Raw genomic sequence first — 11,218 nt, forward strand, 5'->3', positions numbered from 1 at the left:
CGCTAGGACAGGCGGCCGGCGGAAGGAACCGCCCGCCGGCACGCCGGATACCGGTCAGATGACCGATAGCTGCCAGGCATACTGGTAGCGGCCATATTCGGTGCTCGTGACCCCGTTCCGGGTGGTGCCGGGGAAACTGGCGGGCGGATCGACGACCGTCACCCTGAGGACCCGCGTCTCGCCGGGCTTCAGCAGGCCCTGATGGACCGCCGCCGCACCGATGGTGGAGTCGCCCGAATAGATGTCGGTGCCCCAGAGCTGGCCCTCGGTGACGCCCGTGACGCGGAAATAATAGGTCGCGCCGACGGTCTCGCAGAGCCCGTGCATCGTGCCCGGCGCGTCGGTTGCCACGTGATGCTTGTCGAGGATGTCGCGCAGCATCCGGCGTGACAGCTTTCCCTGGCGGTCGAAATAGGAGACCAGTTCCTGAACGGCTTTCATGGCGTGTCGCCTCTCTGCATGATCACCACCCGGCCATAGGGCGGCTGGAAGCTCGGCATGGGGCGCGGCAGCGCCCAGAGCAGCGCGTAGGGCGGCGCCTCGGAGGGAAACGAAATCTCGCCGTCGGTGATCACCACGGCGGCCGTGACGCGCGGATCGCCCGCCAGCGCCAGCAGCGCCGGCGTCATGTCGCTGCCGCCATAGCCCTTGACCGCATATTCGGCGAGTTCGGACGAGGACAGTTCCTCGTCCGAGGTCACCACCGTGTCGCACTGGACGATGCGGATGATGTCGATCCCGACCGCCTCGGAAAAATCGGCAAGGGCCCCGAGCGCGACCGGGATGTCGTCCGCCATCGACGCCGACGTATCGAGCACGACATTGAGGATCCAGGAATGGCGCCTGCGGCCCGGCAGCACCATCTCGCCGTCAGGGTCCGCGCTGCGACGGGAGATGCGCGTATAGGTGCGCTCACCGGGCGAGGCGCCCTCGAGCCACGTCTGCATCACCGACTGCCAGGGGGCATGGGTCAGCCCGCGCAGCGCCCGCACGTTGCGTGTATCGCCGCCCGCATGGGTGCCCCGCCCGCGCAGGCTACCGATGGCCTTCGCCAGCGCCATGCCCCTGGCGGCAAGGTCGCGGATCGCACGGGCGCGGTCGGCGGCCTCCGTCGCATCGCCGGGGAACATTTCGCGCTCGCGGGCGGCGTCCATGACATCGCCCGTCGCCCCGTCCGGCGCCTGCGCCGCCGCATCGAGGAGTTCGCGGACCGAAACGATCCGCCCCTCCCAGACCTGGCTGCGCGACTGCATGAACTGGCCGTTTCGCCGCATGTCGAGGACGATCTCCTCGGCCGACTTCTCGCGCGCGCCCGGCATGTCCAGTCCGCCCGCGGGGATCGCCGCGACGCCGAGCGCGTGCCTGAGCGTGTCGTTGATGATGTAATCGTGGGCGTAGTTGAACTCGAGCTGCCCGGAGCCCTTCGCGCGATCATGCGTGCGGAGCGCCAGATGCAGCAGTTCATGCGCCAGCACGAAGACGAGGTCGTCGTCGGACAGGCGCGCCGTGAAGGCCGGATTGGCGACCAGCCGGCCGGAGGCGAAGACGCCCATGGTCGGCACGCGCTCGTCGATATCGACGCGCACGGCCGCGGCAAGGCCGGAGAGATGCGGCAGCGGCACCGTCACCATGCGCAAGCCTCGCGCGATGCGCGCCAGCGTCGCCCGATGCTCCCGCGGGCGCTCGGCCGTCGCGCTCATGCCGCCGTCACCTTGCGCAGGAGCGCGAGCATGGCCTTGTCGGCGCCGAGGGCACCCCAGGTGCCGACCATTCCGGTGATCAGGATCAACTGGTGCTCCGCCGACAGGCTTTTCAGGAAGCGGTTGATCACCGCCGGCTTGAGGCCCGCTGCCCGGCCGTCGCGCACATGCTGGCGGATGCAGTCGAGCACGAACCATCGGGCTGAATCGGATTTCGGCAGCAGATCCGGCCGGCGCAGATAGTCTTCGAGCGGCCGGATGGCGCCGATGGACTCCTCCGCCAGCGCGCAGAACACCACCGCATCCTCCGGCGACAGCCGGCCGAAGGCGAGTGCGCGCCGCGTCTCGTTGTCGAGCAGGTTCGACCGCTCGGCCATATCCAGCGCCCGCGAGAGCTGGGCCCAGGCGCGCGGCGTCGAGAACGGAACCGGGTCTGCCGGAACCGGACGCATCAGCGCGTCGGGGATGGTGCGGATGAAGCTGCGGATCTCCACGCGAACGCCATGCTGCTGCGCCCAGACCAGCCACTCGTCCGTGTCGATGCGCAATTGCAGGATGGTCACGCGGTTGACCAGCGCGGAGCTCATGGCGCGCACCAGCGCGCGATCCTGCAGGCGGTTGCCGGCGGCGACCACCCAGGTGCCGGGCGGCAGGGCATGCTCGCCAAGCCTGCGCTCCAGCAGGAGCGAGTAGAAGGCCTTCTGGACGTCGGGCGCGCAGGCCGGCAATTCGTCCAGGAACAGGCAGAAAGGCTCAGGCTGCTCGGGCAGCAGGATGCGCGGCGGACAGAACACCGAACGCTCGCCGATGATGCGCGGCACGCCGCTCACATCCTCCGGCGCGATCTGGGTGCCGAGCAGCGAGCGGCAGGGCAGCCCGACCTCGCGGGCCGCCTCGTAGACCATCTCCGACTTGCCCATGCCGGGCGCCGACAGCAGCAGGAAGCTTTGCTCGTGCGCCATGCACTGGATGAGTTTCTTCGCCTGCCGAAGCGTGACCGCCTCGTCGAATGCGGCGCGCGTACCGTCCATGGAAGCCCTCCCCGCATGGCCGATCCGGGCCATGGCGACGTGATCTGGCCACATCGCCACAGAAGCGCCAGAGCCCCCTCCGGACTATATTTTTTCGCCGTTTTGGGCCTGTTATGCGGGCGTTCAGAAAAGTCTGGCGCCAGACGCCATATGCACCTTTTGCGCGCATTGCGAGATACGAAACACGTTTTACGCGGCTCTTGTTAACCGTCTTTTAACCATCCGTTTGCCGCGGCCTCCTGCCGCAGCCTAACGTCCCGGCGGGGTATGCGGGACATCGACATGAAACGGCTGGTCATCACCTTCTGCGCGATCTACGTCGCAGCCGTCGCGCTGGCGGCGGCCACCACCGGCTGGGCGCTGATCGAGCCGGTTCCAGGCTATCGCCTCGGCGTGTTCTGGATGTCCGGCGCCACGCTCGAGATGCGCATCGGCGCGCTGGTCGATGCCGGCCGCATCTTCGAGGCGCAGGTCTATGCCGGCTGCCACGCGGTGTCCTGGGCCGTCATCCTGACGCTGGCGCTGGTCGGCGCCATCCGCCCCTTCATCGGGCCGAGCCGGCCGCTGGCCAATATCCGCACCAGCGCCATCATCTTCGGCGGGCTTGCCGGCCTGTCGCTGCTGTCCATCTGGATGCAGCCCATTCTCGACCAGGCGAGCCGCATCCCCTCGTCGACCAATGACCTGTCATCGATGCCCGGCTACTGGATCGTCGGCATGGCCGTCTCGGCCGCCATCACCTCGGGCCACCTGTCGCTGATCGTCCACGATCTTGCGCTGATCGCGCGGAAGCGCCTGTTTGGCGAGGATGCGCTGCCGGAAGCCGCCTGAGCGGACTCAGACCGGCACGCGGACGGTCGCGCGCAATCCGCCCAGCGGACTGTCGGACAGCGAGATATCGCCGCCATGGGAGCGGGCGATGTCGCGGGCGATCGCCAGACCGAGCCCCGATCCGCCCTCGTCGACATTGCGGGCATCGTCCAGCCTCAGGAACGGCTTGAACACATCCTCGCGCCGGGCGGCCGGAATGCCCGGCCCGTCATCATCCACCGTCACCGTCAGCCAGCGGTGGTCGCGATGGCCGGCAAGGGCGATGGTGTCGGCGTGGCGCAGGGCATTGACCACCAGATTGCCGATGCAGCGGCGGAAGGCATCCGGCCGGACCTTGACGATGGCCTCGCCGTGATAGGCAAGGCTGACCGTGTCGCCGGCGCGCGCCACGTCGTCGCGCAGGTCCTCCAGCAGCGCCTGCACGTCGGTCGGCCGCGGCGGCTCGCCGGAATCCCCGCGCGCGAAGGCCAGATAGCCCTCCAGCATGCGGCCCATCTCGTCGACATCGCGGCGCATGGCCTCGCTCTCCGGCCCGTCGGGCATCAGGGCGAGTTCCAGCTTCAGCCGAGTGAGGACGGTGCGCAGATCATGGCTGACGCCGGCCAGCATGGTGGTGCGCTGGTCGATCTGGCGTTCGATGCGCCGCTTCATCTCGATGAAGGACATCGCCGCCGCCCGCACCTCGCTGGCCCCGCGCGGACGGAACCCGACCACCTCGCGGCCCTTGCCGAACTCCTCGGCCGCGGCCGCCAGCGCCTGGATCGGCCGGATCTGGTTGCGCAGGAACAGGATGGCGATGGAGATCAGCACCAGCGAGGCGATGACCATCCAGACCAGAAAGATGTGGCTGTTCGAGGCATAGGCCATGGCGCGCCGGGCGAAGACCTTCATCACCGAGCCGTTTTCGAGCTGGATCCGGATCTCGATCAGCGCCGAATTGCCGACCGTGTCGATCCAGAACGGCCGGCCGATCTGCAGGCCGATCTCGCGCGACAGGGCAGCGTCCAGAACGTCGAAGAACGGCCTCGGCCCCGATACGGGCAAGGGCTCGGGCGGCAGGATGTCGACCGTCAGGTTCAGCCGGTCGCGGGCGATCCGCCTGAGCGTCTCGTAGTTGCGGTCCTGCGGATAGGTCCTGTGGATATCGATGAGGGCGGCAATGTCCTGCGTCACCGCGGCGGACAGGCGATGGGTGACGAGCTGCCAGTGCCGCTCCATGAAGATATAGGCGACCACCGATTGCAGGATGACGATCGGGGCAATGACGATGATCAGCGAGCGGCCGTAGAGCCCCTTGGGCATGACCTCGTTGAAGCGCCGGCCGGCAGCCTCGCCGATCGTGGCGAGCCGCGATGCGGCATTGGCCATCCATCCCCTCAGGCCGCCATGGGTGGACCGCGATCGTTCAATCGTCGCCATGCAAACCTTATCGCCGCTCGCATCCCCCGCGGCAAGCCGGCACAGCCGCCATGACCGCGCTCACAAAAGGTCGCGACAAAGTCACGAACTGTCGAAAATCCTTGCAAAAATGCCACGTTCACGTTTGAGTGATCGTCACGCGGCGGAAGACCGCGTGCTGGGGGCCAACTCGCATGTCTCAGGGTCGCGTTGTGCGGGCCGCCGGCCGGGGAGTCGCGGCGTGGCTGGCCGGGCTTGTGCCTGCGCGCGGGCACTCCGGAAACGACCGCCGCGACCTGTGGATCGGGCTTGCCGCGGTCACGCTCGTCTGGCTGGCTGCCTGGCTGCAATGGCGGGCCTTCGACCTGGTCGTGCCATGGGATTCCAAGAACCAGTTCTATGCCTTCTTCCGCTTCATGGCGGGGGCGCTGCATGAGGGTTCGACGCCGTTCTGGAACCCCTACCACTATGCCGGACACCCGAGCGTCGCCGACCCGCAATCCCTGATCTTCAACCCCCCGTTCATCGTCTGGGCGTGGTTCCAGCGCGCGCCCTCGCTGATGGCCTTCGACCTTGCGATCTATGCCCATCTGCTCGTCGGCGGACTGGCCATCGTTGTGCACGGCCGCCGGCTTGGCTGGCCGGTGGCGGCCTCGGTGCTTGCGGCCTGCATCTTCATGATGGGCGGCGTCGTCTCCAGCCGGATGAACCATACCGGCATCATCATCGCCTTCGGCCTGTTCCCGCTGGCATTCCTCCTCATGGAGGTGGCGCTCGAGCGCCGCTCGCATCTGGCCGCCCTCGGCTTTGCCGTGGTCGCCGTGCAGATCGCCCTCGGCCGGACGCAGACGCCCATGCTTCTGTGTGCCGTGCTGGCCCTGCTGGCCGTGCGCCACGTCGTCGTGCAGCCCCAGCCGCTGCGGTTTCTCGCCAGCCGGGCCACGGTGATCCTCACCATGGGCATCGCCGGTGCGGGGCTGCTGGCGGTCCCGCTCCTGCTGACCGCGCAGTTTGCCGCCTTCTCGAACCGGCCGGACATCGAACTCGCCAATGCGCTCCGCTCGTCGCTGTTCCCGCCGAACATCGCCAATTTCCTCGCGCCCAATGTTCTGGGTTCGCTGAACCCGTCCTCCCTCGGAGACTGGGGACCAGGGCATGGAACGCGGCCGGGCCTCGATTCGACCGACCGGGCGTTCAACTACATGTTCATGGGCAGTCTGACCGCCCTGCTCATCCTCTGGCACGGCCTTGCCGGCGGCCGCATCGTCGCCTCCGGCCGCCGCATGATCGCCTTCGTCGCGCTCGCCGGTCTTGCCTATGCGCTCGGCCGCTACACGCCCGTCTTCCCCTTCCTGTTCGAGAATGTCGCGGCCGTCCGGCAGTTCCGCCGGCCTGTCGGCGGGCTCTTCATCCTGGTCCTGGCCTTCGCCTATCTCGCCGGTTGGCTTGTCTCGGACTATGTCCGCAAGGGCCTGCCGCAGGCGCCGCGCTGGGCGCTCGCCCTGGTCGGTCTTGCCGTCGTCGTGGTCATCGGCTCGGCCATCCAGTTCTCGGGCCTGTCGGACAAGTCGCTGCAGGCCTCGCTCGAGGTCCTGAAGGTGGTGCCGATCTATGCCGCGCTCGTCCTGCTGCTGGTCGTGGCGGCGTCGTCCGCGCGGGCACGGCTCGTCGCGGCGAGCCTTGCGGTCGCCTTCACCTGCGGCGAACTTGTCTGGCGCAATGCCGGCTCGTCGATGAATTCCGAGCCGCGGGCCTATTACGCTGCGCTGGAAAAGCCGGAGGGCGTCGCGGCCGAGATCCTCACCACGCTGAGGCGCGAGATGGCCGCACGCACCACCGGTGCCCACCGCCCCCGCGTCGAGATCGTCGGCCTCGGCGGTCCCTGGCAGAACGCCGCCATGGTTTATGGGCTGGAGGCCACCAACGGCTACAACCCGCTGCGGATCGGCGCCTATGACCGGCTAGTCTCGCCTGGAGAGAGCCCCTACATCGTCCAGCACCGGCACTTCCCGGCCTCGTTCCCGGCCTATGATTCCGACCTCGCCCGGGTCCTCGGGCTGGAATATGTCGTGCTCGACCGGCCGATCGAACTGATGCCCCATCTCGCGCGCTGGCGCACGCGGGACATCGTCCTTGCCGGACCGCGGGTGTGGATCTACCGCCTGCCGGCCGTCGCCCCCCGCGTCGCGCTTGCCGGATCGGTACGCATCGCCGATGCCGACATCTTCATCGACGGCGGCCGCTATCCGACCGGGCTCGGCTCGTCGGAGGTGATGGTCGACGACGACGACGACCTGCGCCAGACCTATGCCCAGGTGCTGCGCCAGCCGGGACGTGCGGAGATCGTGTCCTGGCGGCCGGACCGCATCGAGATCGCCGTGGAGACGGCCGTCAACACGGTGCTGACGCTGCACGAGAGCTGGTATCCCGGCTGGGAGGTCGAGGTCGACGGCCAGCGCATGCCGCTGCTGCGCACCGACGTGCTGTTCCGCGGCGTGGAGGTTCCGGCCGGCGCGAAGCGGGTGATCTTCACCTACCGTCCGCTGAGCCTCGAGAACCTCACCGCGGCCCTGAACGGTGTGCTCGGCCGCGACGAATAGCGGTCAGTTGTCGGTCACGCAGGCGGCGGGCGCGGCCGGGCGCAAGAGGAAAACCCGGTCGTCGCTGCGGGCAAGATCGGGGCTTGCACCGCGCTCGCCCTCGACCTCCAGCCGCCCGACAACCTCCAGCCGCAGCGCCTCGCCGGAGAAGGACAGCCTGAACGCCCCGGCATCGCCCTCCCCGCCGCATTCGGCGCGCTGGCCGGACGTGCGGCAGATGCCGACCACATTGTAGCTGTCGTCGCCGCCGCGCAGCTGGAAGGCAAGCTGGACCGAGAAGGTGCGGGCATTGTTCTCGGCCGGAACCTCCACGCGCGTGCGCCTCAGCGAGATCCGCTCCACCCGCTGGCGCGGGTTGCGGGCGAGATGATCGGCGTCATAGACGCGCGCGAAACAGGGGTCGCGGTCGGCGGCGGGGCCGCTCAGCCGGTCGAAGACCGGACCGGCTGCGGCCGGGGTCCAAGACGCCGCCGTGCAGGCCAGCATCGCCAGTGTCGCCAATGTCTTGACCGCCAGTCTCATGGGGCTGCCTCTCCTCTCGCGCCATTCCCGGGTCCGGACCGGCTCCGCCCGTCGGACGACCGGCGGGAACAGGATGGACCGCCCGCACCGCGCCGTCCACGAGCCGTCGCTGACGGCTGTCCGGACCGATAGCGTGCCGATGTTTCGGGGCGGTGTCTCCATCCCTGTCATCCGCGAACATCGTCGTTGACTTTCGTACAGCGCAATTTCAAAGTGCTCGTGATGAACAAATTCGAAGCCGCTTCACCCCGCAACGATGAGCAGGAAACGCTTCGCCGAATCGGCGAGCGCATCCGGGTCGCCAGGCATGGCCTGAAAATGACCCTCGATGGCCTCGGGAAGGCTGCGGGCCTTTCGACGACCTTCCTGTCGCGGCTTGAGCGCGGGCAGGTCGCCTGTTCCATCGGCAACCTCCTGCAGATCGCCGCCGCACTGGACCTTGCCCCGGCGGCCCTATTCGACAGCGAACCGCCCCGGCGCCTGCCCTTCCGGGTCGTCCGGCACGCGGATCAGTCCGCTGGGCCGGGGGTGACCGGAGACGGCTATGGCTGGCAGCAGCTGGCCTCGGGCCGCGTGGACCATCTCCTGGAGGCGTTCCGCCTGCGCTTCCCGAGGGGCGGCGAACGCGGCCCCCTGGTCTCCCATCCCGGCGAGGAATTCTGCTTCGTCCTGTCCGGCACCGTGGCGTTCCAGGTCGGTGACGAGGTGGTCAGGCTGCGTCCCGGCGATTCGATCCACCTGCAGTCGACCACGCCGCACATGGCCTGGAGCGACGGGGCCGGCGAGGCCGAAATTCTGATGATCACCGCCATGGAGCACGAGAGCGCCATAGCCGTCGAATGGTGGGCGCGGCACGCCGCCGCGATCCCGCGCGAGGGTCCGCCCGGATCGGCGGACACCTGAACCACCGACGCCCGGCAGGGGCGCGGCATCACGGAGGAAGCCATGAGCAGCACCGCCCAGACCGGGACCGGACGACACCTGCCCTATGAGGTGAAACACGTCGACGATGTCGAGTGGGAGACGATCCGCTGGCCGGGTGAGACCGGCAAGATGCTGTTCCACCCGCGTCCCGAGCGCCCGACGGAGCCCAATGCCGGCATCCTGCGACTTGAACCGGGCGCCCATCATCCGATCCACAATCACGAATTCGCGCAGGTCTGGTTCGTGCTGAAGGGCGAATTCCGCATCGACGGCCATGTCTGCACGCCGGGATCGATGCTGTTTCATCCCGATCCCCATTTCGAGGGCGCCTTCTCCACCGAGACCGGCGGTGAAATCCTGATCGTCCAGTATCCCGGCCCGACCACCGGCGGCCTGCCGATCTATGGGGGCAGGTTCAACATGAAGGCCCGCAAGCCCCTGCACGAGGAGCGCACCGACATCTGAAGGCGGCGGGCAGGGCCGCACCCATCCGGCCGCAGCCTTGCCCCCTCCCCCCGTTTCCGCTATAGGCCGCCGGTCCCGTGGCATTCTCCGCACCCCTGGAGGCTTCCGCCGCGGGACTTTCTTTTGGAGGACTAGACCATGGCTGACATCATCAAGATGCCGGCGACGGTCCGCGCGAAGGGCGGCAAGGGGGCCGCACGCGCCGAACGTCGCGAGGGCCGCGTGCCCGGCGTCATCTACGGGGACAAGAAGCCCCCGATCCTGATTTCCGTCGACTTCAAGACGCTGAACCAGCGCATCTATGCCGGGCACTTCCTGTCGACCGTCTTCTCCATCGAGGTGGACGGCCAGAAGCACCGCGTCATTCCGCGCGACTACCAGCTCGATCCGGTGCGCGACATGCCGGTGCATGTCGACTTCCTTCGCCTTGGCGAGGGATCGAAGATCCGCGTCGACATCCCGATCCACGTCAAGGGCGCCGAGACCAGCCCGGGCGTCAAGCGCGGCGGCGCGGTCAACCTCGTCGTGCACACGGTGACCCTGATGGTCGATGCCGACCGGATCCCGGAGGGTATCGACATCGATATCTCCGAGCTCAGCCTCGGCTCGTCGGTCCATCTGGCTGACATCACGCTGCCGGCCGGCACCAGCGCCGTGTCGAACGACAACCTGACGCTGCTCTCGATCGTGGCGCCCTCGGGCTTCGCCGAGGCCCAGGACGAGGCCGCAGAGGCTGCTCCTGCCGAAGCCAAGAAATAAGCTCGCAAGGCGCCTTGCCGCGATTGCCGACCAGGGCGCCCTCGCGGGCGCCCTTTTCGTTGGCGGACAAACCTGGTCTGGACGGATGCGATGATCCTGATGGCGGGCCTCGGCAATCCCGGGGCGAAATACAGGAACAACCGGCACAATATCGGCTTCATGGCGGCCGCGGCCATCCATGGCCGGCACCGCTTCGCGCCCTGGCGCCAGCGGTTCCAGGGCCTTGCCGCGGAAGGCCAGATCGGAACGCACCGCGTGCTGCTGCTGGTGCCCACGACCTACATGAACGAAAGCGGCCGGGCGGTCGGCGAGGCCATGCGCTTCTTCAAGATCCCGCTCTCCGATGTCGTGGTCTTCCACGACGAGCTCGACCTGCCGCCGGCGAAGCTGCGGGTGAAGGCTGGCGGCGGCAATGCCGGGCACAACGGCCTGCGCTCGATCACCGCCCAGTGCGGCAACGACTATCGCCGCGTGCGGATGGGCATCGGCCATCCCGGCGACAAGGCGCTCGTCCATTCCTACGTGCTGAACGACTTCGCCAAGGCCGAAACGCCCTGGGTCGAGGACCTGTGCGCAGCCGTTGCCGACCATGCCGAGGCCCTGGCCGCCGGGGAGGATTCCTCCTTCCAGAACCGCGTCCATCTCGCCATGGAAGGGCGCGGCTGGGGCGAAGTGAAACGCCCCGGCGAGGCCGCCGGCACCCCCAAGCCCTGACGCCTCGCACGCCTTGACGCCTCCACAGTCTTGACACCCCGACACCGGCGCCGGACAAGGCGCCCGACCAGAGAACGGACCTTTCCCCATGGGCTTCAAATGCGGCATCGTCGGCCTGCCGAATGTCGGCAAGTCGACCCTCTTCAACGCCCTGACGCAGACCGCGGCGGCGCAGGCGGCCAATTATCCGTTCTGCACCATCGAGCCCAATGTCGGTGACGTGGCCGTGCCCGATCCGCGCCTCGACCGGCTGGCGGCCATCGGCAAATCGGCC

The 11,218-nt window shown here is 68.3% G+C and carries 11 protein-coding genes and 1 pseudogene; 7 read left to right on the top strand and 5 right to left on the bottom strand.

Features of this window, described 5'->3' with window-relative positions; translation table 11 throughout:
• Positions 1-54: 54 nt before the first annotated feature.
• From ACTIFS_RS19190 to ACTIFS_RS19200, 3 genes are read right to left on the bottom strand one after another with little or no spacing between them, the layout of a single operon-like run.
• A complete protein-coding gene (locus ACTIFS_RS19190; RefSeq protein WP_439575727.1) occupies positions 55-441 on the bottom strand; it encodes an LCCL domain-containing protein in 387 nt (128 codons plus the stop codon).
• Entirely contained in the window at positions 438-1,700 is a 1,263-nt protein-coding gene (locus tag ACTIFS_RS19195) for a vWA domain-containing protein (protein WP_439575728.1), read from the bottom strand. Before ACTIFS_RS19195 ends, ACTIFS_RS19190 begins: the two co-directional genes overlap by 4 nt.
• On the bottom strand, positions 1,697-2,731 hold the full coding sequence (locus ACTIFS_RS19200; protein ID WP_439575729.1) for an AAA family ATPase: 1,035 nt from the start codon (positions 2,729-2,731) through the stop codon (positions 1,697-1,699). The genes ACTIFS_RS19195 and ACTIFS_RS19200 overlap by 4 nt, the downstream gene beginning before the upstream one ends.
• 282 nt (positions 2,732-3,013) lie before the next feature.
• Here ACTIFS_RS19200 and ACTIFS_RS19205 point away from each other — a divergent pair, with 282 nt between their 5' ends.
• Positions 3,014-3,562 (top strand): hypothetical protein, encoded by a 549-nt coding sequence (locus ACTIFS_RS19205; RefSeq protein ID WP_439575730.1) that lies wholly within the window; start codon positions 3,014-3,016, stop codon positions 3,560-3,562.
• Between the two features lie 6 nt (positions 3,563-3,568).
• Here the strand turns inward: ACTIFS_RS19205 and ACTIFS_RS19210 are convergent, their stop codons facing one another.
• Positions 3,569-4,981: an ATP-binding protein gene (locus tag ACTIFS_RS19210; RefSeq protein ID WP_439575731.1), complete on the bottom strand. Its 1,413-nt coding sequence runs from the start codon at positions 4,979-4,981 to the stop codon at positions 3,569-3,571.
• Positions 4,982-5,154: 173 nt separating this feature from the next.
• Here ACTIFS_RS19210 and ACTIFS_RS19215 point away from each other — a divergent pair, with 173 nt between their 5' ends.
• Positions 5,155-7,560, top strand: a complete 2,406-nt coding sequence (locus ACTIFS_RS19215; protein ID WP_439575732.1) for a YfhO family protein — start codon at positions 5,155-5,157, stop codon at positions 7,558-7,560.
• A gap of 3 nt (positions 7,561-7,563) precedes the next feature.
• On the opposite strand, the gene ACTIFS_RS19220 is transcribed toward ACTIFS_RS19215, so the two are convergent.
• Positions 7,564-8,082, bottom strand: a complete 519-nt coding sequence (locus ACTIFS_RS19220; RefSeq protein ID WP_439575733.1) for a hypothetical protein — start codon at positions 8,080-8,082, stop codon at positions 7,564-7,566.
• Positions 8,083-8,304: 222 nt separating this feature from the next.
• On the opposite strand from ACTIFS_RS19220, the gene ACTIFS_RS19225 reads away from it, so the two are divergent.
• The 5 genes and pseudogenes from ACTIFS_RS19225 to ACTIFS_RS19245 form a co-directional block, all read left to right on the top strand.
• Positions 8,305-8,985 (top strand): helix-turn-helix domain-containing protein, encoded by a 681-nt coding sequence (locus ACTIFS_RS19225; RefSeq protein WP_439575734.1) that lies wholly within the window; start codon positions 8,305-8,307, stop codon positions 8,983-8,985.
• A gap of 42 nt (positions 8,986-9,027) precedes the next feature.
• A complete protein-coding gene (locus ACTIFS_RS19230) occupies positions 9,028-9,471 on the top strand; it encodes a cupin domain-containing protein (RefSeq protein ID WP_439575735.1) in 444 nt (147 codons plus the stop codon).
• 138 nt (positions 9,472-9,609) lie between these two features.
• Positions 9,610-10,221: pseudogene (locus ACTIFS_RS19235) on the top strand (50S ribosomal protein L25/general stress protein Ctc); the annotation flags it as partial.
• Between the two features lie 99 nt (positions 10,222-10,320).
• Positions 10,321-10,944, top strand: coding sequence for an aminoacyl-tRNA hydrolase (gene pth / locus ACTIFS_RS19240; protein ID WP_439575736.1), 624 nt, complete (start codon positions 10,321-10,323; stop codon positions 10,942-10,944).
• Between the two features lie 88 nt (positions 10,945-11,032).
• Positions 11,033-11,218, top strand: a 186-nt coding sequence (locus ACTIFS_RS19245; RefSeq protein ID WP_439575737.1) for a GTPase, incomplete at its 3' end; no start/stop codon positions are given.

Origin of the sequence: Phreatobacter sp. (assembly GCF_051860605.1) — a bacterium.
Taxonomy (GTDB): domain Bacteria; phylum Pseudomonadota; class Alphaproteobacteria; order Rhizobiales; family Phreatobacteraceae; genus Phreatobacter.

Excerpts from the sequence above, each read along its gene's own strand:
- ACTIFS_RS19190 (WP_439575727.1), bottom strand. The coding sequence starts at position 441 with ATGAAAGCCGTTCAGGAACTGGTCTCCTATTTCGACCGCCAGGGAAAG.
- ACTIFS_RS19195 (WP_439575728.1), bottom strand. The coding sequence starts at position 1,700 with ATGAGCGCGACGGCCGAGCGCCCGCGGGAGCATCGGGCGACGCTGGCG.
- ACTIFS_RS19200 (WP_439575729.1), bottom strand. The coding sequence starts at position 2,731 with ATGGACGGTACGCGCGCCGCATTCGACGAGGCGGTCACGCTTCGGCAG.
- ACTIFS_RS19205 (WP_439575730.1), top strand. The coding sequence starts at position 3,014 with ATGAAACGGCTGGTCATCACCTTCTGCGCGATCTACGTCGCAGCCGTC.
- ACTIFS_RS19210 (WP_439575731.1), bottom strand. The coding sequence starts at position 4,981 with ATGGCGACGATTGAACGATCGCGGTCCACCCATGGCGGCCTGAGGGGA.
- ACTIFS_RS19215 (WP_439575732.1), top strand. The coding sequence starts at position 5,155 with ATGTCTCAGGGTCGCGTTGTGCGGGCCGCCGGCCGGGGAGTCGCGGCG.
- ACTIFS_RS19220 (WP_439575733.1), bottom strand. The coding sequence starts at position 8,082 with ATGAGACTGGCGGTCAAGACATTGGCGACACTGGCGATGCTGGCCTGC.
- ACTIFS_RS19225 (WP_439575734.1), top strand. The coding sequence starts at position 8,305 with ATGAACAAATTCGAAGCCGCTTCACCCCGCAACGATGAGCAGGAAACG.
- ACTIFS_RS19230 (WP_439575735.1), top strand. The coding sequence starts at position 9,028 with ATGAGCAGCACCGCCCAGACCGGGACCGGACGACACCTGCCCTATGAG.
- pth (WP_439575736.1), top strand. The coding sequence starts at position 10,321 with ATGATCCTGATGGCGGGCCTCGGCAATCCCGGGGCGAAATACAGGAAC.